Raw genomic sequence first — 23631 nt, forward strand, 5'->3', positions numbered from 1 at the left:
CGGCGCATGGATATTGTCATCGACGCGCTGCTGACGGGCGATGTGCGCCCGCTGGGCGATTCCGGCCGCGACAGCGGCATCGACAAGCACCCGGTCGCCATACCGCTGTGGCTGGGCGCGCAGGGGCTGCGTGGCGACGCGCAGGCCGACCGCCGTTTCCATGGCGGGCCGGAAAAGGCGCTGCACCATTACGCGCGTGATCACTATCCGGATTGGTTGCGTGAATTGGGCGCGCGCGCCGTGCTGGACGCGCCGGGCGCGTTCGGCGAGAACCTCTCCACGACAGGCATGACCGAGCACGATGTCTGCGTGGGCGACATCTATGCCGTGGGCGAGGCGTTGATCCAGGTGTCGCAGGCGCGCCAGCCGTGCTGGAAGCTGAATCATCGTTTCGACCATGCCGGCATGGCGGCGCGGGTGCAGGCCAGCGGCAAGACTGGCTGGTACTACCGCGTGTTGCGCGCAGGCTGGCTGGCGCCGGGCGACGTGCTGTCGCTGCGCGAGCGGCCCCATCCGCAATGGACGCTGGCCCGGGTCCAGGACATTCTCAATCGCCGGGTGCTGGATGTGCCCACGTTGAGCGAACTGGCCGCGCTGCCGACGCTTTCGCCCAACTGGCGCGCGCTGTTCGAGAAGCGCGCGCGCCTGGGCCAGATCGAAGATTGGCAGCCGCGCTTGCAGGGCGACGCGGCCGGCCCCCGCACGGGGCCCCCCTCGACATGACCCCCCGTCACGCCGCTGTCCTGGCTGCGCTTACGCTGGCGCTGGCGCTGTGTCCGCCGGCCGCGCGGGCGGCCGATGCCTTCGCGGCCTGCCTGGCCGGCCTGCGCGCGCCGGCCATCAAGGCTGGCGTGTCCGGCGCCACCTACGATGCGCACACCGCCAGGTTGTCTCCCGACATGGCCGTGATCGGCCTGCTGGATGCGCAGCCTGAATTCAAGACGCCGATCTGGGATTACATGGCGGCGTTGGTCGACACCGAGCGCGTCGCCGATGGTCGGGAGGGCATCGCGCGCTGGCGCACCGAGCTCGACCGCGCCGCCGCGCGTTATGGCGTGGATGCCGCCACCATCGCGGCGGTGTGGGGCGTCGAGAGCAATTATGGCCGCACCCTGGGCGGGCGGCCGCTGCTGACCTCGCTGTCGACGTTATCCTGCTTCGGCCGCCGGCAGGCGTATTTCCGCGGCGAGTTCTACGCCACGCTCAAGATCATCCAGGACGAGCATATCGATCCGGACAAGCTCAAGGGTTCATGGGCCGGCGCCTTTGGCCAGACCCAGTTCATGCCCTCGACCTATCTGCGGCTGGCGGTGGATTTCGACGGCGACGGCCGCCGCGACCTGATCGACAGCGTGCCGGATGCGTTGGCATCCACCGCGCACTTTCTCAAGCGCGCGGGATGGAACCGCGACCTGGACTGGGGCTACGAGGTCAAGCTGCCGGCGGGTTTGAGTACGGCTGGCAGCGGGCGTAAACACAAGCGCCCGCTGTCGTTCTGGCGCGGGCAGGGCCTGACGCGCGCCGATGGCACGCCATTGCCGCCCGGCGCCACGCCTGCGGGCCTGCTGCTGCCGGCCGGTCCGCAGGGGCCAGCCTTCCTGGTGACACGCAACTTCGATGCGCTGTATTCGTATAACGCTGCGGAGAGTTACGCGCTGGCGATTGCGCACCTGTCCGAACGCCTGCGTGGTGGCGGGCCGCTGGCGCAGCCCTGGCCGACGGACGATCCCGGCCTGTCGCGGGCCGAGCGGCGCGAACTGCAAAAACTGCTGATCGCGCTGGGCTATGAACCGGGTGAACCCGATGGCATGATCGGCGAACGCACTCGCGCGGCCTTGCGGGCGGCACAGCGTGCCCTGGGCCTGACCGCCGATGGCCGCGCCGGCCAGAAGGCCCTGCAGGCGCTGCGCGACGCCGGCCAGGGCCGGGCCAAAGGACAAGTTTTGCAAAGATCGGCTCCCGTGCGCGCCGAATGACGGATGCCCTGGCCTCCTGGGCCTATACTGGATTTCCGACTTTCCTGGAGCATGGCGATGAGCCTATTGGATACTTTGACCTCGATGGCCAGCGGCGGCCAGCAAGGGGGCTCGGCCTCGCTGCTGCCGGCCCTGATTGAACAACTGAACAAGTACCCGGGGGGGCTGTCCGGCCTGATCGCCAGCTTCCAGCAGGGCGGTTTGGGGGAAATCATCGCCTCGTGGATCGGCCAGGGCCAGAACCTGCCGGTCAGCGCCGACCAGCTTGGCCGCGTGCTGGATCCGGGCGTGGTCAACGAACTGGCCAGCAAGACCGGCCAGGATACCGGCTCGGTGCTGGGTTCGTTGTCCGCGCTGCTGCCGCAATTGATCGACAAGGCCACGCCTGAAGGCGCGGTCCAGCCGGGCCAGGGATTCAACCCGGCCGACTTGCTGGCGGCGCTGCCGGGCCTGTTCGGCAATCGCGGCTGAACCCGGCAGGGACTGTCCTCTGGCGCGAGTGCGGCATTCCTCGCTGACGCGCCGTCGCCTGCTGCAGGCGGCTGCGCTGGCGGCGCTCGCGCCGCTGGCGGCCTGTGCGCCGCCGATTTCACTGGGCGCGACCTTCCTGCAATTGTGGCGCAGCCATCTCGACCTGACGCGCGAGGAATGGGACCGCCGCTTTGCCGCCTATCGCCAACTGGGCTGCCGCGAGATCTTCTTGCAATGGGTCGGCCTGGAGGGCGGCCGGCCCGACGACTGGATGGCGCCGCGGCCGCTGCTGGATGCGATCTTCGATCAGGCGCAGCGCCATGGCCTGGGCGTGCATGTCGGCCTGCCTTACGACCAGCGCTGGTGGAACATGCTGGCCTCGCCGGACAAGGCGGCGCTGGCCGCCTACCTGAACCGCACCCGCGACCGTGGCGTGGCCTATATGCGCAACGCCGCATGGCCCGAGCGGAAGAATTTCCGCGGCTGGTACGTGCCCTACGAGCTGGAGCAATACAACTGGGCGCGGCCTGCGCGCCAGGCGCTGCTGCTGCCGTGGCTGGACGCCTTCGCCAGCGCCTCGCTGGCCAGTTGCGGTCGACTCCCGTCGATATCCACTTATCACAGCCGGCTCCCGGGCGGTGGCTCGCTGATGAAGCTGTGGGCGCTGATCCTCGACCAGGTGCGCATCCATCCCATGATTCAAGATGGCGTGGGCGTGGCGGGCCTGGCCAACTACCGGGCGCTGGAACCGCTGCACGACATGCTGCTGCGGCGGGGGGCGTCATTCGATCTGATCATGGAACTGTTCGAGGAACTGCCTTCGGGCAGCACGGATGGCACCACGTTCAAGGCGCGTTCGGCCGATTTCGGCCGGGTCAAGCAGCAATGGGACGTGGCCCGTGGCTACGGCGCCAAGCGCATCGTGGCGTTCACGATCGATCCCTGGGTGATTGGCGACACGCCTGAGGCCCGCGCGCTGCGCGATGCCTGGATGGCGGCGCGGGCCTGAATCCGCGGACGCTCAGAGAAAGCCCCGCCCGATGATTTCCCGCATGATCTCGCTGGTGCCCCCGAACAGGCGCAGCGCGCGCGCGTCGACCCAGGCGCGGCCGATGCCGTACTCGGCCATGTAGCCATAGCCGCCGTAGAGTTGCAGCAGGTCATCCAGCACCGCGCCCTGCATTTCGGTGGCGTTGAGCTTGGCGATGGCGGCGCTGGTGGCGTCCAGTTCGCCGGCCATGTGGCGCGCCAGGCAATCGTCCAGGAACACCCGCAGCATGGCGCTCTGGGCGCGCGCGCTGGCCAGCTTGAAGCGCGTGTTCTGGTAGTCGAACACCCGGCGGCCGAATACCTTGCGGTTGCGGGTGTATTCGACGGCGTCGTCCAGCATGCCTTCGAGCGAGGCGCCGGCGCGCAGCGCGATCGCCAGGCGTTCACGCGCGAGTTCCTGCGTCAGATATTCGAAGGCATGGTTCTCCTGGCCCAGCAGGCAGTCGGCTGGCAGGCGCACGTCGTCGAAATACAGTTCGCAAGTGTCCTGGCAATGCTGGCCGATCTTGTTCAGTGCGGGGCCCTTGGTGTAGCCGGGCAGGTTTTCCTCGACACAGAACAGCGACAGGCCGCGCGCGCCCAGATCGGGGGCGGTGCTGGCCAGCACGATCGCCAGGCCGGCGTTGACGCCATTGGTGATGAAGGTCTTCTGGCCGTTCAGCACATAGGCTTCGCCGTCGCGATGCGCACGCGTGCGCACCGCTTTCAGATCGCTGCCCGCGCCCGGTTCGGTCAGGGCGATGGCGCCGATGATTTCGCCGCGCGTCATCGCGGGCAGCCAGCGCGTCTTCTGCTCGGAGGTGCCGAAGGCGTTCAGATAGGGTGACACCATGTCGGAGTGGATCGAGAATCCGATACCAAGGAAGTTGGCGCGCGCCAGCTCCTCGATCACCACCGCGGCGTGGCCGAAATCGCCGCCCAGTCCGTAGGGCTCGGGCAGGGCGCAGTTGAGCAGACCCTCCTGGCCGGCGCGGCGCCAGAGCGTGCGCGGTACGATGCCGGCCTTTTCCCATTCGGCATAATGCGGCGCGATCTCTTGGGCGACGAAGCGCCGCGCCTGATCGCGAAAGAGCTCGTGGTCGTCCCGGAAAACGCGGCGCATGGGGCCCTCCTTACTTGCTGCCGTAGGGGTCGGTGGCGCTGGCCTGGCCGTGCAGGGTGGGCGCGGTGGCGCTGCCGGTGAGGAACAGGCTGTAATGGTCGCCAGGCTGCAAGGCTGGCAGCACCAACGAGGGCGAGCGCACCGTGCCGCAGCCGGCGGCCAGCGTGGCGCTGACCGGATTGATGGCGCGCGCCGCCGAGGCGCCGGGCTTGACGTCCTGGAACAGCGTGGGACCGGTGGGGCTGACTTCGAGCCTGGCGGCAGGGCAATCGGCCGCCAGATTGTAGAAACGCAGTTCGGCCTTGAGCGCGTCCTGCGCGCCATTGCTGTCATCGATGGCGGCGTAGGTGGCGTTGGCTCCGTCGCGGCGCACCACCAGCGTGGTGAAGGTGTCGGGCTTGACCTGCAGGCTGGCCGCCGGTTTACCGTCGATCAGCAGGTTGAACGGCTGATTGCCCTTGACGATGGCATAGGTGCTGGCGGGCTGGGTCGGGCTGATCTCCTGCGACGGGCCATTGGCAATCTGCACGCGCACGGGGCTGGCCTCGGGATTGACGACGCGCACAAACGACGAGCCCGCGGGCGGGCGCGCGGCATAGAGCTGGGCGAACACGCCCTCGGCCTGCGCGGCGGCGCCCGGCAAGGCCAACGCCAGCGCCAATGCCAGGGTGGAAAAATGAATGCGACGGATCATGCTTGCGGCTCCGGTTTCTTGCTGAGGCGGGCATCGAGATACATGCGCTCGAGTTGCTTGCGGTCCGCCTTGTCGGTGCTGGTTGTCGGGAAGCGATGGCAGGCGACCAGCTCGGACGGGATCATGTAAGGGGGCAGCGTGCGGCCCAGCACGGCTTTCCAGTCATCGAGTGCCGCCGGCAGCGGTTGCAGGCCTGCGGGGCCGGCCGCCGCGGGCTCGACGAAGCCGATCAGTCGGATGATAGCGCCATCGGGCCGGCGCAGCGCCACGGTGGCGCCAGCGCGTGCGCCGGGCAGGGCGGCGATGGCGGCATCGATCTCGGCCAGTTCAATGCGGTAGCCGTGCAGCTTGATCTGGTCGTCGACCCGGCCGCGGAACGTCACCAGGCCGCGCGCGTCGATCTCGCCCAGGTCGCCGCTGCGGTAGCCGCGCTTGCCATTGCGCGTGAACATGCGCGAGGCGTTCAGGTCCGGGCGGTTGAGATAGCCGCGCATGACGTGGTCGCCGACGATGCTGATCTCGCCGTTCTCGATGAAGACCTCGGCATAGGGCTTGGCGCGGCCGATGGGGAACGGATTGGGCGCCTCGGCACGCAGGCCGGAATCGATCTCGACCCAGGTGGTGGAGCAGGTCGCCTCGGTGGGGCCGTACGAGTTGATGATGCGCGCCGTGGGAAAACGCCGCCACAGCGCTTCGGCCAGCGTGGGGGTGAGCGACTCCGCGCCGAACATGAACACCCGCAGCCGCGGCAGGCGGGCCTGCTCGAAGTCCGGGTTGAACAGCTGCTGGCGCACGAACGAAGGCGTGGACGCCCAGACGTTGATGCCGGTGTCCGCCAGGTACTGCACGAAGGTATCGCGCTGCGCGATGGTTTCGCGCGGGCACAGCACGCAGGTGCCGCCCAGTTCCAGCGCGCCAACCCAGTTGAACAGCGAGAAGTCGAAGCTGAACAGCATCTGGTCCATGAACGCCGGCGCCGGGCCCAGGTTCAGGCAGTCGCGAATCCAGCCGGCGAACAGGGTCACGCTTTCACGGCCAATCTGCACCCCCTTGGGGTCGCCGGTGCTGCCGGAAGTGAACATGATGTAGGCTAGGCCGTGTTCGGCCAGCGGCGCGGGGCTGGCGCAGGCGGGAGCGAAGACGCCGGCCTGTGCGTCATAGCGCAGGCCGGCGCGCACCAGTTCGCCGATGCGGGCGATGCGCTCGGGCGGGTTGATGACGTCGACCGGCACGAACGGCACGCGCAGCCGCAGGCAGCCCAGGATCGCCACCAGAAAGGTGGCCTCCTTGTGGCCCGAGAGAACCAGCGGCACGCCGGCGGTGACGCCCGCCCGCAGCGCTTCCTGTTCCCACGCTTGGGTGGCCGTCAGCAACGCGCCCCAGGTGAGTGGGCCCTGCGCGTCGACCACCGCGATGGCGTCGGCGCCAGCGTCGGTGTCGGCGAAATCGTAGGCCTTGAAATCAAAACGCATGTTGCAGCCCCCAAGGGAAAATGTCAGGCGCGCGCGTGCTCCGCGATGAATGCCGCCAGGGTATGCACGGACTCCAGATGCACGTCGATCTCGGTCGGCGGGATCTTGCAGCCGAACTGGCGCTCCACCGCCAGCGCCACGTCGACCGCGGCCAGCGAGTCCACCAGCCCGGATTCGATCAGCAGGGTATCGGGATCGACCTTGGTGAGGATGATGCCTTCGATGAGTTCGGCCACCTTGGCTTCGATGTCATTGATGTCCATAGCGTGCTCCGCGACCGCGCCGCGGTCAGAATTGGAAATAGAGGAACCGGGTTTCCTTGTGCAGGTTCACCAGGCAGAAAAACAGCAGGGCCAGCATCACGGCCAGCCAGGCCAGATTGGGGCGCCAGCGCATCCATGGCGTGGGCGCCTCCTGGGGTTTGAACAGCGCCGGCGAGTAGCGGCCCAGGATCTGGTGCGCATTCGGCGCGAACCAGGCGATGCCGAGCAGCACCACAGCATAGATCAGCTGCAGGTGATGGCCGACCAGCACCCGCCAGGCATCGCCCCAGGCCAGGCCGCCGACGTGGGTGGCCAGGTCCATCGTTTCCATGCCGCGCAGGCCGATCATGCCTTGCATCAGCAGCATGGCGTCGCCGACACCGTGGGCGCGGAAGAAGGCCTGCGCCACCAGCACCGCCACGAAAGTCAGCAGCACGCAGGCGGCCCGCTGGGCCACGCCCAGGTTGCGGGCGGCCGCCGGCTTGCGGCCGACCACGAAGATGCGCCAGGCGTGGTTCACCGACAGGTACATGGCGTGCAGCAGGCCGAACACCAGGAACTGGAAACCGGCGCCGTGCCAGACCCCCGCCAGCGCCATGGTGAACAGCGTCGGCGTGACGATGCTGGCCAGAAAGCCGCCCGCCGTGGCCACGCCCTGGGCGCCGACCGGCAGATTGCGGTCGGTGCGCCACTTCGAGATGGCCATGGCCACCGGGTAGTACAGGTAGGCGGTCAGGTAACGCGTCAGCGTCATGTGCCAGCGCGCCCAGAATTCAATGATGCTGCCGGCCTTGTAGGGCGAATTGAAATTCAGCGGGAAGCGGATGCCGAACATCTTGGCCAGGCCCAGCGCCATGTCCGAATAGCCGGAGAAGTCGAAATACAGCTGCAAGGCGTAGCACAGGCTGGCGCCCCACGAGCCCCAGAACAGCAACTCGCCCGGCGCGGCGAAGCCGGCGTCGGCGTAGGGCGCGATGCCGTCGGCCAACAGCACTTTCTTGGCCAGTCCGATCACGAACAGCATGCCGCCCACCGACAGGTTCTCGGCCTTGAAGCGGTAGTTCTCGGGCTGCGCGAACTGCGGCATCATCTCCTTGTGATGCAGGATCGGGCCGGCGATCAGGTGCGGGAAGAACGTCACGAACAGCACGTAGCTGAGCAGGCTGCGTTCCTTGACCACGCCGGCGCGGCAATCCAGCAGGTAGCCGATCTGGGTGAAGGTGAAGAACGAAATGCCCAGCGGCAGGATGATCGCGTCCATGGTCGAGTTGGTCATGCCCAGGTCGGCCAGGAAGTTGAGCAGCGTGGCGAAGTACTTGTAGTGGAACAGCAGCGCCAGGTCGGCGCCCACGCCCAGGCCCACGATCAGGCCTTGCAGCTTTGGCCGCGCGGCGGTGCGCAGGATCAGCAGGCTGACCAGGAAGTTGAAGGCGATCGAACCCGCCAGCAGCACCACGAACTGCGGATTCCACCAGCCATAGAACACCAGCGAGGTCAGGCACAGCCACAGCGCCGCCAGACGCAGGTTCAGGCGTCCGGCGCCGTAGTACACGGCCAGCGTGACGGGCAGGAAGATCAGCAGGAACAGGTAGGAGTTGAATAGCATCTGGGTTCAGGGCAGTCGGGCCAGCACGGATTTCTCGTCTTCGGTCAGCGGCAGCGACAGCGCCATTTCGGAAAACTCCCAGATCACCAGCTTCAGGCTGCTGGGCCAATGTTCGCGTTGCTTGAGCGCCACCAGCAAGGCCCCGGAAAACTGGCCGCCATCCAGGCTCAGGTTCCAGACCTCGCGGCCCAGGTCCCTGCCCAGCCGTTCGGCGAAATTGCTGCGGCGGCCGTTGGAACTGCCCGCCAACAGCACTTCCACCGGTGGCGTATCGTCGAGCAGCCCGCCACCGCGCACCGGCTCGATCTTCTGCGGCGCGGCCAGGTCCAGTTCGGGCCGCCAACCCGGGCGCGCCTGTTCCAGCCCGGCCAGCACGATCAGGTCGCCCATGCGCGGTTGCGGCGTGCCCGTCGGCGTTTCCTTGAAGATCTGGCTGCCGCGGCCGCCCAGCAGCGGCAAGGCGGCCTGCGCCACTTGGGCGGCGGCGGCCTGGGCGCCGCTGGCATTCATGTGTACATCGGTGCGGAAGAAGCGCGGCGCCGCGGCTTGCGCCAGCGCCTCGCGCAGGTCAACGAAGGGCACGCCCTGCGCGCTCAGCGCCTGTTGCCAGGCATCCAGCGTCTGCCGCATAGGCAGCGACACCGTCTGGCCGCACAGGTGGTCGGCCTCGATGCGGGATTTGTCGGGCACGGCCACCACCAGGACCTGTACCTGGCGCTGGCGCAATTGGTCGACCCAGTGGCGCATCAGGCGCAGGCGTTCATCGAAGACATGGACGCCGGGCTGCGGTCGCAGTCCGTCGCGATAGAACAGCCATTGCGGGCAGCCCATGGCGACCTGATCGCCCAGGTCGCCGAACACGCGATAGCGGATCGCGGCGTTCCAGGTATTCACCGCGCCCTGCGCCGGCAGGCGCAGCGACTGGTTCAGCCGGGCGCCGGCAGAGCCGTTCATCCACGCCGCGGGCGCGATGTCCGCGGCGCGCAGCTTGGCCTGCGCCAGGCACCAGGCGCCCCAGCCCAGGCCGAGCGCCAGCAGCACGCCGATCACGATCGCGTTGCGCCGATGGCCGGGCTGCGTCGCCACCGCGACCGCCTTGTCCGGTTGGGCCACGGCGTTACTTTCCCACCGCCGCCTGCATGCGGCTACGCCAGGCGTCGACGGTCATGATGGACGCGTTGTCCCACAGACCCTTGGCATCCGGGCCCTGCGCGTAGGTAGGCTCGAACATCTGCCACACCAGCACTTGCGGTTTGTTCTGCTTGAAGGCGGGCGACTCCAGGTATTCCAGCAGCATGATCCATTGGCCGACGTTGCCGGGCTTCCAGTTCACCGAAACCGGACGGTCCAGCGCATTGGACAGCTTCTGGGGAAAGCCGAAATACGGCTGCACCATGCTGTGGCCGGTCACGTGTACCGGCGCCGGCGCGTCGTCGATCAGGCTCTGATTGTCGGCCTGGCGGCGCACGGTGAAGGTTTCGCGGCCGGCCTGCTTGCGCTGGTCGGGCGTCAGGAACAGTTCGGCCAGGTCGCCATAGCGGCGTTCATTGACCACACTGCCCAGCGCCATGCCGGTGCCGGGCTTGCCGGCCAGCGTTTTCACGTCCTGCTTGATGCGCTGCGCCAGGGCCTCGGCGGTGGCATCGGCGGCGGCCTGGGTCCAGTGCTGGTCGGTACGATAGAAGACGTTCTGGCCGCTGTCCTTCAGACGGCGCAGCACGGCTTCGTCATCGATGGTGGCGATGCCGGCGGCCTTGAGCTTGTCCAGGATGGTCTGGTAGCGCTTCTTGACGTCGGCGCTCAGTGTGGTGCCATCGGGCAGCTTGTCCTGGTAGAACAGGGTCTTGTCGGGCAGCACCAGCACTTCCAGTTGGATGCCTTTGGCGGCCAGCGCATCGCGGGCTTCGCGCACCAGCCGGGTGGAGGCGTCGATGCCACGCATGTCTACCTGGGTCAGGCTGCCCCAGCCGGGGAACAACCAGTTGTCCTTGCCCTGGATGACGATGGATGAGGCCTGCTGCGCCTGCGAGACGCCAGCGGCCAGCGCCAGCAGCGCGCCACACAGCGTCGAAGCGAGGCGCACGCGGCGCGGCGGGCGGAAGGTGAGGGGGGTCATGCTTGCGGACTCCTTCATGGGTATGTGCGGGCGCGGTTCAATACGACAGGGTCAGGTTGATGAACAACCCCTTGGCCCGGTCGGCCTGGCCGCCGCCGATGTTGAAGCGGTATTGGGTGGTCAGGTCCAGGTACGAACGCGGCGCGTTGTAGTGGTCTTCGCGGAACCAGTAACGCAGATTGAAGCCGGGGCCGGCGCCCATCGACCACGAGGAGCCGTCGCCCAGCTGGCCATACGAATCCGAGCCATTGATGTCCAGGCCGACCATGCGGTTCTTGTTCCAGAGCCAGTCGACGCCCACCACCGCGTAGGGGAAGAACACCAGGCGGTCGCTGATCGCGTCCATCCGGTAACTGCGGCCCACGCGCAATTCGCCGGCGCCGAAGGCCTGATCGCGCTTGATCTTGCCCGAGGTCTGGTCGGTGTCGGCGCCGGTGGCGTTGTTGCGCTTCCAAAGGCGCGCCGACATGTCCTGCCAGGAATAGCCCGCCTGCACGTAGCCTTCCATGGTGAACCAGTCGGGACGGTCGATGCGCAGCGTGGTGCCTTCGTACAGTCCATACGTGACATAGGCAAGCCAGCCGCCGCTGCCGGCGTCGGTCTTGTAGTAGGCAGTCTGGTTGCTGCGGTTCAGGCCGCAGCGCAGGTCCGCCGGCGCCGGGCTGAACGTGCCCTTGCGCGTGGCGGTTCCCAGGTTGAATTGGCGCTCCAGGCCGAAAGTCAGGCCGACCTCGGTGGACGGCGTGAAGCGCATGCCCAGCGAACCCACGGTGGTGGGGATGCCGGAAATACCCTGGTTCGAGGTCTCGGCCACATTGATGGTGCCACCGCAGGGGTCCGACACGGTCTGGCTGGTGGTCCTGCCGCCTTTGTTGTAAAGCGTGTTGGACAGGCGCCCATACAGCTCGAACGTGCGGGTCGAGGAGTTCAGGAAGTCGGCTGGCCGCCAGAAAATCTCGGCCGTGCTGAACACGGCGTCGCCCGGCACGGTGATGGCCGCGCCGCCCAGTCCGGAGGATGCCGGCCGGGCCCCCCGGTAGCCGGCCGAGACGTAGCCGCCCCATTCGCGCGACAGCCCGGCAACGCCGCTGCGGGTGTCGAAACGCTGCTGCGGTGTCAACGGCAGCTTGCCGGCATCGGCTTCGTCGATGGCCTGCTTCAGTTTTTCCACCGCGCCGCGCTTATCGCCGACGCCGGACAGCGCATAGCCTTCGTCCAGTATCACGGTCGGCGGTGCCTTGCCGGTGGCGCGCGCGGCCTGGAAGTCCTGCAGCGCCAGCCCGGGCTGGCCCATGCGCTGGTGCAGGTAGCCGCGCTGCATCAGCAGGGCGGGGTCGTCGGGCTGTGCCGCCAACGCTGCGCCCATGCGCCGTTCGGCTTCCGCCAACTGCGCCGCATTGCCGGCGGCCAGCGCGGTGGTCAGCAGGCGCTGGAACTCCTTGTTGGCAGGGTCCTGTTCGGCCGCCTTGCGCGCCAGGGCAATCGCTTCCTGGTAGTCCTCGCGCGCATAGGCGGCATAAGCCTGGGCGGCCGGACCGCCGCTGCCGGCGGCATCCGAGGGCAGCAATTCGCATGACGTGCCGTAAGGGGTATCGCGGCAGTCCTGCAAGGGCGCGGGGTAATTGGCCAGTGTCAGCGTGGCCGGCACGGCGGGGGCCGAGCGGGCCCGCTTGCGGCGGGCCGTGGCGGCTTCGTCGTTGTTGCCGAGCGGCGCCAGCAGGGCCAGCGCGCGCTGGGTTTCGCCGCCGGCAAGTGCGGCGTCGGCGGCGATCAGGCGCACGTTGCGGCGCTGGTCGTCGTCCAGCCAGTCCTGCTTGAGCGCGGCGTCGAAGTCGGCATTGGCCTGCGCCGTCTTGCCCTGGCGCTGACGCAGGTAGGCACGCATCACCAGCGCGACGGTGTTTTCATCGTCCTGCTTGAGCGCGTCGGTGGCGGCATCCTCGGCCGCGGCCAGCTGGTTGTCCAGCATCAACGCGGTCATCAGCAGCAGGCGGTGGCTGGCGGTGTCGGGGGCCAGCGCCACGGCCTGGCGCGCCAAAGGCACGGCATCGCCGGGGCGATTGGCGATGAGCGCCTGATAGCCCTGTTCGGCCGGTTTGATCGCCAGGCGGCGCTTCATGGTGGTGCGGCGCGCCGTCAGGTCGTTCTTGTTGGGGGCGCCCAGCGCGATGGCCTTGTCGGCGGCAGCCTCGGCCTCGGCATATTTGCCCTGGGCTTCCAGCGCATCGAGCCACAGCATGGCCCAGGCGCCTTGCTTGGGATCGATGCGGAAGGCTTGTTCGGCGCCGCGCTGCGCGGCCGGATAATCGGCGCGGTTGTAGTCGGCGTAGGCGCGCGTGGCGATCGGAAAGCCGCGGCGGTAGGCCGAGGTGGTGGCGGGCGTGGCGCCCGTGGCCGGCTGCGCACCGCGCGGCCGCAGATTGGCGCGCGCCTGGCGCAGCGCCGGCGTGTCGAGGCCGCTCTTGATGGCGTCGGCCGCGGCCTGGTCGGCTTCGCGCAGCTTGCCCTGCTTCTGCAGCGCGTAGATCAGCAGCAGGCGCAGGCGCTCGACGTCCGGACGCAAGGCGATGGCGGACTCGGCTTGATGCTGCGCCTGAACGTAATTGCCCGCATCGTAGCTTTTGTAGCCTTCGTCGGCGAACTGGTAGGCGGCGCCTTCCAGCGGCGCCTCGGCGGCGCGCGGCGCCGACTGGGCGGCGGCGGGCCCGGCGTGGCCGGCGCAGGCCAGCGCGGCGGACAGCAGGAACGAACGGGTCAGTGGCTTCATGGGGGCGTGGGTTTGTCGTCGGAGCGCGCTGGCGCGTTGTCGGCCGCCTGGCCTCCTTGCTGGAAATGGATGGCCTCTTTCAGCGTGCCTTCATCTAGCCAGCCCTGTTCCATCAGGATCTCGCCCAGCGGCCGCTTGTCGCGTGACTGGATTTCCAGCGCGCGCGATAGTTTGTCTTCATCGATCGCCTGCCAGGACAGGAGCAATTCCCCCAGGCGCTGGCGTTGTTGCGCCAGTTGGTCAGTCGAGGGGAAGTCGTGCATGGTCTTGTCCCAGGCCAGCCGCTTGCCGGTGATCAGGTGGCCGATGAACAGCTTCCAGGCGCGCGCCGCGGCCATGGCATTGATGAAGTTGCCGACGATCATGCGCGGGATCGACAGCAGCGCGTGTTCCCAGCCGTACATGCGGCCGACGAAGTAGCCGCGCTGTATCACCCGCAGCAGCAGGGCCACCGCGTTGATCCACATCAGCGTCACCAGCCAGCCGCCGGGACGGAAGTACGACGGGTAGTAGACGGTCCACCAGCCGAACAGGTCGGCCAGGTAGAACAGGAAGAAATTGGCCAGCAGCAGGTATGCCAGGATCGCGATGAACGACGTCACCAGGCCCTTGCGGTCGCGGAACAGCAGGTACTTGGTGGCCAGCGAACCGGTCCAGCCGACCTGTTGCCAGCCCTGCAGCCCGATGCCCAGCGTCCAGCGCGCCTTCTGCCGATAAGCCGTGCGGAAGGTGTTGGGAAAGTACTCCCGCACGCCCAGCGGCATGTGGATGGCGGAGACCTTCTCCTTGCCCAGCCCGAACCAGGCGCGGCGCCGGGTCACGTACTCGACGCCGAACTTGCCGAAGATCTGCCGCATGCCGCGCTGCGCCAGGCGCGCGCCGATGTCATAGTCCTCGGTCAGCGTGTCGGTATTGAAGGGCTGGTTGTTGGTCTCGGCGGCCAGCTCGACCAATGCGCGGCGCGAAAAGCAGGTGCCGACCCCGGCCGACGGCACCATCTTCGACATGCTCTCGCGCACGACCAGGTCCTTGGTGTGCCATTCGGCGAATTCGTCCATGTAGGTGCCGGCCACCAATTCGTACCAGTGGCGTTCCAGCGATGTCACCGGCAACTGGATGAAGTCGATGCGCGGCAGGAGATAGTTGTAGTACTTCAGTTCCAGCGGGTGCAGCACGTCTTCGCTGTCGTGCAGGATGACGCCGGCGAACGGCACCGGCTGCCTCGCGTCCTGGGCGAAGATGGCCTGCACGATCCAGTTCAGGCAGTCGGCCTTGCAGGTCGGGCCATCGTGCGGCACTTCCACCCGTATCAACTGGCGGTAACGCCGCCGCATGCGCTCGACTTCCTTGATGGTGCGCGCATCGTTCCGGTAGGTGCCGGCGAAGATCATGTAGTTCTTGTACTCGAGCGTCGACACCATCGTCTCGAGCATCGAGGCGATGACGTCGTACTCGAGCCAGGCGGGCACCATGATCGCCAGTGGCTGCTCTTGCTTGGTGCGCAGTTGCGACGCCGTCAGCGGCGTATAGCGGCGCTTGATCGTCAGCGAACGCCGCAATTCGCGCACCCAGTACCAGGCATCGATGAACAGGTCATCCAGGCTCGACAGCAGGATGATCACGCCGACGACGGCGGTCACGATCTCAAGGCCGCGGTAATAGTCGGCGATGAGATAGGGCCAATAAAGCGAGGACATGAGCGGGCGCGGCCTGGTTTACGGGCGGTCCTGTTTCTTCCTGCGGCTGGCGCGCGTGGCCAGGATCAGGATCAGGATCAGCGCCAGCAGCGCCACGCTGATCGCGGGCACGCCCCACGAGATATAGCGGCGCCATTCGAAGAATGCGCTCTCGCCGGCGCCGGGCGGATGACTGGCGTCGGGGTTGGCGCTGTCGATCCAGGCCACCGGGCCGGTGGCGCCGATCAGCGCGACGTTGCCGCGATTCAGCACGAACGGCGCGTCCGGCATGCCGGCCTGCTGGCCCAGGGTGTGCCATAGCACGCCGTCCTGGCCGCTGGCGCTGATCACCTCGGCGGAACTCAGGTGCTCCAGCCCGGAGATGTCCAGCCACGTCGTGTTCCTGCCGTCGATGCGCAACTGCTTGCGGTCGGTGACGGTCACCATTGGCTTGGCGCCTTCCACCGGCACCTCCATGGCCAGGAACGGGCGGGTTGGCTTGACCGCCTGGCCGGCGGGCGCCACCGACAGTTCGGCGCGGGCGGTCGAAATGCCGCTGGCCGAGGCGATACCGATCAGGCGCTTGAGGTTGGCGGGCGCGTCCGCCAGGTAGCTGTCGGGCACGATCACCTGCGGCGAGCCCGCCAGCAGGGGCAGCAGGCCGACGAAAGTGCCATCCGGCTCGGCCTTTTCCGGCTTCACGTAGCTGGTCGGCAGTACGTTTACCGGATAGCCCTGGGGAATCTCATTGCAGTCGACCGAAACCGGCTGGCGCTGGAACGTGACGCGCACCGCGTTGGTGACGCCAAGCGCATAGCCGGGGACGCGCGCGGTCAGGCGCTCGGGGCGGCCGTCGGCGTCCAACTGCTTGGCGGCCAGCAGGATGCCGTTCCAGAAGACCGACGCCACCGGCCGTGTCGACGATGCGCCGGGCGCGGCCGACACGTCCATGACCAGTTCGCCGGGCATGCGCCCATCGGCCGAGACCGCGGCCAGCGGGAACGTGGTGGTCCAATCGCCGCTGGCGACGACGTTGAAGCTGTTGGGCGAACCGCCCAGCGCCGTCAGGCGCAGGCCGCCATCCTGGAAGGTCTGCGGCGGCATCGCGGCCTTGACCTGTACCTGGCGCGTCACCAGGATACGGCGCCAGGCGCTGTCGAAGGCGCCCGCGCCCTGCGCGCCGGCATCGGCGGCCAATGCGATCACGGCCTGCCGGCCCATCGCGGCCAGGCGGATTTCCTTCGACCGCAGGTCGGCGCCGGCCAGCGGCACGCGCCGCTCGCGCCAGGACCGGAAGGCCGCCGCGGCGTCGGCGTCGCTGGCCAGTTGCGCCTGCAGCGCGTCCAGCGCCTCGTTCAACTTGGCGCGCAGCGCGGCGTCGGCGATCACCACGTCACCGGCGACGGCGGGCGCGCCCATCACCAGCAGCGCGCCGATCTCGGCGGCGTTGGCGATCTTGTGCGTGCCGTTGTCGGCCAGCGACACGAACGCGGGGATCTGCGCCAATCCGGTGGGAGCCTGCAAGCCGCGCGTGTCGATCTCGTCGCCCACCGACGGGAAAGCGCGGACCGCCACGCGCTTGCCGGCCCGTTCCAGCGCCACCCCGACGCGCCAGGCGCTGTCGAAGGCCTGTTGGTCGAGCTTGGCGCCGCCGACGATCAGGGTCGGCTTGCCCGGCAGCGTGCCCCAGGCGTCATCCAGATTGCCGATGGCCGAGGCGTCGTAACGATAAGTCAGGCGTGTTTGCGGCGAGATGGTCAGCGCATTCGCGGTGGCGCGATTGCTCTCGCAATGGCGCAGCGCGATTTCCGATTGCCAGTCCACGCCCACCCGCAGGAAGCCGGTCTCGCGGCCACGCGGGTCGACCGTGTAGCCGTGTGCGATGCGGCCATCGCCGTCGGCGATGCGCTGCGCATTCAGCGGTACACCGTCGGCCCACAGCACCAGACTGGTGCGACCCGGTTCGCCCTTGGTGTACTTGGCGTCGAAGTTCAAGGTGGCGTCGGCTATCGGCACGCCGCGCGGCACCGGCAGGTAGAACTCCTGGCGCGCATCGCTGTTACTCAGGACGACCGGCTCAGTGATCCCGAGATCGGCCAGCGTGGTGTTGCGCGTGACCCAATCATCGCCCTGCAATTGCCGCAGCGCGTCGCCGGCCGGGCTGGCCATCGCGCCCAACGGCACCAGCAGGCCCGCAGCCATGAGCGTGCGACAGAGCGCCAGGGCGGCGGGAAGGGAAGTGGGTTTGGGCATGGGAACTCCTGGCGGAACACTCAGGTCGGGAGGCATCAGGCCGGCGTGCCGGTGGCCGCGCCGTAGGGATCGAATTCCGAGACGGCGCGGCCGCAGAGCGCATCGACAATACGCGCGCTGGCCTTGCCGTCTCCGTACGGGTTGATACGCCGCGAAAACGCGGCATGCAGCGTGGGATCGTCGAGCAGTCGGTTGACCTCAGTGACGATGCGCTGCCTGTCTGTGCCCACCAGCGCTACCGTGCCGGCCCGCACCGCTTCCGGGCGCTCGGTCACGTCGCGCATCACCAGCACGGGCTTGCCCAGATACGGCGCCTCTTCCTGTACGCCGCCGGAGTCGGTCAGGATGAGATGGGCGCGCTGCATGAACCAGACAAAATCGAGATAATCCAGCGGATCGATCAGGTGGACCCGCTCCAGCCCCGCCAGATCGGCCATCACGACATTGCGCACCTGCGGGTTCAGGTGCACCGGATAGACGATCTGCAGGTCTTCGCGGCGGGCCAGCTCGGCCAGCGCGGCACAGATGTTCTTGAAGCCGCCGCCGAAGCTCTCGCGCCGGTGGCCGGTCACCAGCATCAGTCGGCGTTGCGGGTCGAGCCAGTCGTAGCGCGTGGCTAGCCCGCGCGCCAGTGGCCCATCGGGGGACAGCTTGGCGCAGGTCATGGCCAGCGCGTCTATGACGGTATTGCCGGTCACGGTGATGCGGCCGGCAAGGTTCTCGCGCAGCAGGTTGCCGCGCGATTCGGCGGTCGGCGCAAACAGCCAGTCGCCGATTGCGTCGACCACGCGGCGGTTCATCTCTTCGGGAAAGGGCATGGCCAGATTGCCGGTGCGCAAGCCCGCTTCGACATGGCCGATGCGGACGCGTCGATGGAAGGCGGCCAGCGCACAGGCCGAGGCGGTGCTGGTATCGCCATGCACCAGCACGTAATCCGGCTGTTCCGTCGCCAGTACCTCGTCCACCCGGCTGATCAGGCGCGCGTACAGGCCGTTCAGGGTCTGGTTGGACACCATGACGTCCAGATCGTGCTGCGCGCGCAGATCGAACAATGCCAGCACCTGATCCAGCATCTGGCGGTGCTGGCCGGTCACGCATACCACGCTGTCCAACTGCGACTCATCCTGCAAGGCAGCGACCAGGGGAGCCATCTTGATCGCTTCTGGACGCGTTCCGAATATGGAAAGTATCTTCATCGCAGTCGAGCGGCCTGAGCCGGTGGCATTTTCTTGCGCTTATTATGTCTTGATAGCATTGGTAATATGTGACGGATTATTTCGTTTTGGTCGATAGTTGGCAGTAAGTCGTTGAATTAACTTGGCTGCAATCGATGCCAGGCAGAAATAAAGCAGGGAAGCCGCACATTTCGTTTTGCTGTCAATTCTGTGTCAAATAATGTCTAGATTTGTCTTTTTTTGTTACGTATGGGGCAAAAATGGGTCTCGATGCAATACGAAATATTAGCGGCGACTCGAGCTTATCGTGTCGAATTTATAAGCGATTTGCAATTTTTAACGGTTCCCGGCGGGGGGCGGGGTTGGCCCCGTAGTCACTTCATTTTTTTCGCATGCCGCAGGCATCGCGCCGGCTACCCGCGTTTGCGGGCGCGCCGCAGCCGTGGATAGGCGTGAAAACGCCGCTGGGTGCGGGCCATATGTGAGGGGTGCCGAGGACAAAAAAATGGCCGACCCGTAAAGGTCGGCCATTTGGCGCTATGGCGGAAATTTGGTGGAGCCGGGGGGAATTGAACCCCCGTCCGCAAGCCCTCCGCAACCAGTTCTACATGCGTAGTCGATCTATTTGGTTTTAACCCTGGACTTAGCCAACCGACAGGCCGGACCAGAGCGATTCACGTAATTTAAATCCGAGCCGTGTGACCCCAGCGCGAACCGATTCCTTGTGAATGTCGCTGCTGCGGTTCGAGGGTTGCCCCCCTAGGAAGTTGCCTTCCTCCGCCTGACCCAAGGACAGATCAGTGCAGCGGCTCACCGCTTAAGCGGCGAGAGCGAAACGCTCGTCGTTGGCGTTTGTAGTGTTCCAGTGGTTTAACGAGCGTACTGGTGCTCGGCATGCCCTGAGTTGTTTCGCGACCCACGTCGAATCCGGATCGGCCCCAAGAAGTTCTATTGTACTGGGAAATGCGATAGTCCGCTGTGTTTCCGCGCGCCGTCAAGCATCGTCATGTGATGTTGGCGCAGGCGGTCTTGCCTACCCGGCGCGGGAGGCGCGATGCCGCCATCAGCGCGAGCGCCAGGCCGACCGACAGTGCCACGATGGCCGCCGCCGCCCAGCCCAGCGCGGCCAGGCCATAGTGGTCGATCACGTGGCCGCCGACCACCGCGCCCAGCCCGATGCCGATATTGGCGCCCGAAATATTGAGCGAGGCGGCAAAAGCCGGCGCCTCGGGCGCGGATTTCATGAGGCGCACATGGCAGACGATGAACAGCGCCGCCTGCGCAACGCCCCAGGCCGTCAGCACGACCGCCAGCAAACCATGTGACTGCATCACCGAGGCCACGAACACCAGGCCGGCGGCCATCAGCGCCGAGAACAGCGCGGTCGCGCCCAGCGGGTTGCGGTCGACCAGGCGGCCGCCGAGCGTGTTGCCGATCAGGCCCACCGCGCCGAATGCCATCATGGTCCAGCCGACGATCTGGCCATTGAAGCCGGCCAGCCGCTCGAGCATGTCCGCCAGATAGGTATAGGCCGTGAACATGCCTGTAAACACCAGTACCGATAGCAGTACGTGGCCGACCACCAGCGGATTGCGCAGGATACGCAATTGCGTCACCAGCTTGACGCTATCGGCGCGGATACGGGTGCTGGGAAAGGCCAGCAGCAGCAACAGCGCTTTGGCGAACGCCACTGCCGATAGCACGGCGAAGGCCGCTCGCCAGCCGAAGGCGTCGGAGATCAGCACGCCGATGGGAATGCCGAACACCGTCGCCGCGACGATGCCGAACGCCACCATCGAGATGGCGCGCCCGGCCCGGGCGGGGCCCACCAGCTCCACTGCCGTGGCGCTGGCCAGCGACCAGAATACCGGCAGCGCCAGCGCGGGCACGAAGCGGGCCAGCGCCATGACCCAGATGTTCGGGGCCGCCGCCGCCAGCGCGTTGGACAGGCCGAACAGCACCAGCACGCTGATGAACAGGCGCTTGCGCTCGATATTGGCCATCAACGCGGTCAGCAGCGGTCCGGTGGCCGCCACGGTGAACGCGAACAGCGACACCAGCAGCCCGGCCTGGGACACCGTGACATTCAGGTCACGGGCCAGACTGGGCAGCAGGCCGACGATCAGGAATTCGGTGGTCAGGATGGTGAAGCCGGCGGCTGAAAGTAACAGGATGGGCAAAAGCATGGGCAATTCCAGGTGCGCGCGCAGCCCTGGGGCGACGCGCGATGCGGGATGAATGAGTCTGAAAAAGTCTGGGTTGCGCGCCGGACAGGCTTCGGCGCGTGGGCGCATGGGCGGCGCGGGCCGCCAATGCGTGGCGCGGGATCGCTGCGCAGGCGGTGCCGCGCAGCGCCGGCATTTTGCCGGGAAAGGCAATCGGGAAGCACCCGTATTGCCCTGCATGAACATACTTTAATTCACGTGGCGTGCCGGATAAAGTCCCGCGCGCCGGATAAATAGTTCGGCCTGGTCCACTAATCGAACCAGGCCGTTGTCATGGGCGGCAGGCCGCCGGGGGGATCAGCGCAGGTCGGCAGGTAGCAGGGGCTGGATTGCCGGCCAGAGTTCGGCGGGGGTGTTGGCGCAGGTCTCCGCTTCCCAGTGGATGATGTCATCGTCCTCGCCGACATAGCCGTAGGCGGCGGCAACGGCGGGCATGCCGGCCGCATGCGCGGCTTGGATGTCGCGCAGGTCGTCGCCGACATACACGCAGCGATCGGTGGCGAAGCCGGCTTCGCGCGCGGCATGCTGCAGCGGCAACGGATGCGGCTTGGCGTGGGCGGTGGTGTCGCCGCACACCAGCACGGCGCTGTCGCGGGTCAGGTTCAGGTGCTCGACGATCGGCAGCGTCAGGTAGGTGACCTTGTTGGTCACGATGCCCCATGACAGGCCGCGCCGGCGGATGTCGGCCAGCAGCGCCTCGATGCCGGGGAACAGCTTGCTGTGGACGGTGGAGCTGGCGGCGTAGTCTTCCAGGAACTGCAGGCGGGTCGGTTCGTATTCGTCGTCGCCCGGCTTCAGGCCGAGCGCCACGCGCAGCAGGCCGCGCGCGCCCTGCGAGGCTACCGGGCGCAGCGTTTCGTAGGGCAGGGGATCCAGCCCACGGCGGGTGCGCTGCTGGTTGGCGGCGGCGGCCAGGTCGGGGGCGGTATCGGCCAGGGTGCCGTCGAAATCAAACAGGATCAGGGCGCTCATTTGCGGGTAGCCATCAGGTAGTTGACCGAGGTGTCGGAAGTCAGCGAATAGATCTGGGTGATCGGGTTGTATTCCATGCCGCGCATGCCGACCGGCTCCAGGCCGGCCCCGCGGGCGGCCGCGGCCAGTTCGCTGGGCTTGATGAACATGTCATAGGTGTGGGTGCCGCGTGGCAGCAGGCGCAGCAGGTATTCGGCCCCGATGATGGCAAACAGGAACGACTTGGGGTTGCGGTTCAGGGTCGAGAAGAACACCCAGCCGCCCGGCTTGGTCAGCGCCGCGCAGGCGCGCACGATGGACCCCGGGTCCGGCACGTGCTCCAGCATTTCCATGCAGGTGACCACGTCGTACTGGCCGGGTTGCTCGGCCGCCAGCTGTTCCACCGGCACCTTGCGGTATTCGACCTTCACGCCCGATTCCAGGCCGTGCAGCTTGGCGATCTTGAGCGACTTGTCTGCCAGGTCGATGCCAGTGACGTCCGCGCCCGTGCGCGCCATGGCTTCCGACAGGATGCCGCCGCCGCAGCCGACATCCAGCACCTTCTTGCCGGCCAGGCTGCCCACGCTTTCCTGGATCCATTCCAGCCGCAGGGGATTGATGGCGTGCAGCGGCTTGAACTCGCTTTCGGGGTCCCACCAGCGGCTGGCCAGCGCGCCGAACTTGTCCAGTTCGGCCTGATCGGCATTGATGGTGGTTTGGGCGGTATCGGAAGTGTGGGTGCTCATGGGCGGTCCAGCATAAGGCGGCACTCTATATATTAGAGAGGGACTGCGGCGCTTGCGGGCGCCGGGGTGTTTGCACCGCATTGGTGCAAGCCAGGCGAAAAAAAGGGCCTCGCGATGCGAGGCCCTTTATTGTAGCTAGTCCGGCAATTACTTGCGGCTACCCACGATTTCGATTTCAACGCGACGGTTCTGGGCGCGGCCTTCCTTCGTCTTGTTGGAAGCGATCGGGTTCATTTCACCCTTGCCTTCCGTGTAGATACGGTTCGGATCGATGCCCTTGCTGACCAGATAGGCCTTGACCGAAGCGGCACGGCGCTCGGACAGCTTCTGGTTGTAGGCTTCCGTACCGATCGAGTCGGTATGGCCCACGGCGATGATGGTCTCCAGCTCGATACCGCGAGCTTGCTGGGCGACTTGGTCCAGCAGTTGGCGGCCTTCGGGCTTCAGGGTCGACTTGTCGAAGTCGAAGAACGTGTCAGCGTTGAACACGACCTTGGCCGCCATCGGGGCCGGCTTCGCCTTCTGTTGTGCGACCGGAACACCGTCGCAACCGGGGATGCCGGTGGCCGGGGTCCAGAACGCATCGCGCCAGCACAGTTCGTTCGTGCCGTTCTTCCAAACGTCACCAAACGGATTGCGCCAGTTGTCCACCGTTTGGGGATAGGTCTGGGCCGAGGCTACACCCGAGGCCGTGACGGCAGCGAAGGCGAGCGCCAGAGCGAATTTGGAGGGTTTGTTCATGTTTCTCCTCGTTGAGCTTGAAGCTGGATAAGTGACTCGCAGCGAACCCCCGCCGCATATCAGGAAAACGGGGCCAGTATAGCAACGCCAAGAGCTGGTTCAAAGGAATAGCTACTGGGTTTCCTGCGTGCTGGAAACAATCTTAAGGCATTTGGGGGGCTTTGGCTTCCCTGGACAGCCGCATTGGTGCTGGATATGGCGTTTTCCTCGCTCCATTGGTTTGCCCTGTTGGTTTTTGACAACAGGGTTCCAGATGCGGGCGAATGTGCCGGTGCCGCTTGCCCGCGACATCCGTGTCGAGGCCCGAGCCACGGGCCGCGCGGGGCCCTTGGGGCCTCGATCCCAAT

General features: G+C 66.9%; 19 protein-coding genes and 1 other RNA gene. 4 read left to right on the forward strand and 16 right to left on the reverse strand.

Annotated elements, in window-relative coordinates; translation table 11 throughout:
• The first annotated feature begins 6 nt into the window (after window positions 1-6).
• From HV701_RS20880 to HV701_RS20895, 4 genes are read left to right on the forward strand one after another with little or no spacing between them, the layout of a single operon-like run.
• The gene (locus tag HV701_RS20880) at window positions 7-723 is read left to right on the forward strand and encodes an MOSC domain-containing protein (RefSeq protein WP_175134922.1); all 717 of its coding nucleotides are present in this window, start codon (window positions 7-9) and stop codon (window positions 721-723) included.
• Window positions 720-1976 carry a lytic murein transglycosylase gene (locus HV701_RS20885; protein ID WP_175134923.1) on the forward strand — a complete coding sequence of 419 codons (1257 nt, stop codon included), beginning with the start codon at window positions 720-722 and terminating at the stop codon, window positions 1974-1976. The genes HV701_RS20880 and HV701_RS20885 overlap by 4 nt, the downstream gene beginning before the upstream one ends.
• 57 nt (window positions 1977-2033) lie before the next feature.
• Entirely contained in the window at window positions 2034-2447 is a 414-nt protein-coding gene (locus tag HV701_RS20890; RefSeq protein ID WP_175134924.1) for a YidB family protein, read from the forward strand.
• 28 nt (window positions 2448-2475) lie between these two features.
• Window positions 2476-3456 (forward strand): DUF4434 domain-containing protein, encoded by a 981-nt coding sequence (locus tag HV701_RS20895; protein WP_254595222.1) that lies wholly within the window; start codon window positions 2476-2478, stop codon window positions 3454-3456.
• A 12-nt stretch (window positions 3457-3468) separates the two neighbouring features.
• Here HV701_RS20895 and HV701_RS20900 read toward each other — a convergent pair whose 3' ends face one another.
• The 16 genes from HV701_RS20900 to ompA form a co-directional block, all read right to left on the reverse strand.
• A complete protein-coding gene (locus tag HV701_RS20900; RefSeq protein WP_175134925.1) occupies window positions 3469-4599 on the reverse strand; it encodes an acyl-CoA dehydrogenase family protein in 1131 nt (376 codons plus the stop codon).
• 10 nt (window positions 4600-4609) lie between these two features.
• Window positions 4610-5293 (reverse strand): alginate O-acetyltransferase AlgF, encoded by a 684-nt coding sequence (locus HV701_RS20905; RefSeq protein WP_175134926.1) that lies wholly within the window; start codon window positions 5291-5293, stop codon window positions 4610-4612.
• The gene (locus HV701_RS20910) at window positions 5290-6765 is read right to left on the reverse strand and encodes an AMP-binding protein (protein ID WP_175134927.1); all 1476 of its coding nucleotides are present in this window, start codon (window positions 6763-6765) and stop codon (window positions 5290-5292) included. The genes HV701_RS20905 and HV701_RS20910 overlap by 4 nt, the downstream gene beginning before the upstream one ends.
• 23 nt (window positions 6766-6788) lie before the next feature.
• On the reverse strand, window positions 6789-7028 hold the full coding sequence (locus HV701_RS20915; protein WP_175134928.1) for an acyl carrier protein: 240 nt from the start codon (window positions 7026-7028) through the stop codon (window positions 6789-6791).
• Between the two features lie 25 nt (window positions 7029-7053).
• Entirely contained in the window at window positions 7054-8634 is a 1581-nt protein-coding gene (locus HV701_RS20920) for an MBOAT family O-acyltransferase (RefSeq protein WP_175134929.1), read from the reverse strand.
• 6 nt (window positions 8635-8640) lie between these two features.
• The gene (locus HV701_RS20925; RefSeq protein WP_175134930.1) at window positions 8641-9747 is read right to left on the reverse strand and encodes an alginate O-acetyltransferase AlgX-related protein; all 1107 of its coding nucleotides are present in this window, start codon (window positions 9745-9747) and stop codon (window positions 8641-8643) included.
• A gap of 4 nt (window positions 9748-9751) precedes the next feature.
• Window positions 9752-10750, reverse strand: coding sequence for an alginate O-acetyltransferase AlgX-related protein (locus HV701_RS20930; protein WP_175134931.1), 999 nt, complete (start codon window positions 10748-10750; stop codon window positions 9752-9754).
• A 37-nt stretch (window positions 10751-10787) separates the two neighbouring features.
• Window positions 10788-12989, reverse strand: coding sequence for an NfrA family protein (locus HV701_RS20935; protein ID WP_420809598.1), 2202 nt, complete (start codon window positions 12987-12989; stop codon window positions 10788-10790).
• A 524-nt stretch (window positions 12990-13513) separates the two neighbouring features.
• A complete protein-coding gene (locus tag HV701_RS20940) occupies window positions 13514-15214 on the reverse strand; it encodes a glycosyl transferase family protein (RefSeq protein WP_175134933.1) in 1701 nt (566 codons plus the stop codon).
• 18 nt (window positions 15215-15232) lie between these two features.
• Entirely contained in the window at window positions 15233-17446 is a 2214-nt protein-coding gene (locus tag HV701_RS20945) for a cellulose biosynthesis cyclic di-GMP-binding regulatory protein BcsB (protein ID WP_175134934.1), read from the reverse strand.
• 35 nt (window positions 17447-17481) lie between these two features.
• Window positions 17482-18642: a non-hydrolyzing UDP-N-acetylglucosamine 2-epimerase gene (gene wecB, locus HV701_RS20950; RefSeq protein ID WP_175134935.1), complete on the reverse strand. Its 1161-nt coding sequence runs from the start codon at window positions 18640-18642 to the stop codon at window positions 17482-17484.
• A 530-nt stretch (window positions 18643-19172) separates the two neighbouring features.
• Window positions 19173-19561: a transfer-messenger RNA gene (gene ssrA, locus HV701_RS20955) on the reverse strand.
• Window positions 19562-19625: 64 nt separating this feature from the next.
• Window positions 19626-20807: an MFS transporter gene (locus tag HV701_RS20960; protein WP_175134936.1), complete on the reverse strand. Its 1182-nt coding sequence runs from the start codon at window positions 20805-20807 to the stop codon at window positions 19626-19628.
• 336 nt (window positions 20808-21143) lie between these two features.
• Window positions 21144-21818 (reverse strand): HAD-IA family hydrolase, encoded by a 675-nt coding sequence (locus HV701_RS20965; protein WP_175134937.1) that lies wholly within the window; start codon window positions 21816-21818, stop codon window positions 21144-21146.
• Window positions 21815-22543, reverse strand: coding sequence for a bifunctional 2-polyprenyl-6-hydroxyphenol methylase/3-demethylubiquinol 3-O-methyltransferase UbiG (gene ubiG / locus HV701_RS20970; RefSeq protein ID WP_175134938.1), 729 nt, complete (start codon window positions 22541-22543; stop codon window positions 21815-21817). The genes HV701_RS20965 and ubiG overlap by 4 nt, the downstream gene beginning before the upstream one ends.
• Window positions 22544-22690: 147 nt before the next feature.
• Window positions 22691-23284: an outer membrane protein OmpA gene (gene ompA / locus HV701_RS20975; protein WP_175134939.1), complete on the reverse strand. Its 594-nt coding sequence runs from the start codon at window positions 23282-23284 to the stop codon at window positions 22691-22693.
• Window positions 23285-23631: the final 347 nt, after the last annotated feature.

The sequence above is a fragment of the Achromobacter pulmonis genome, from assembly GCF_902859765.1.
Lineage (GTDB): Bacteria > Pseudomonadota > Gammaproteobacteria > Burkholderiales > Burkholderiaceae_B > Achromobacter > Achromobacter pulmonis.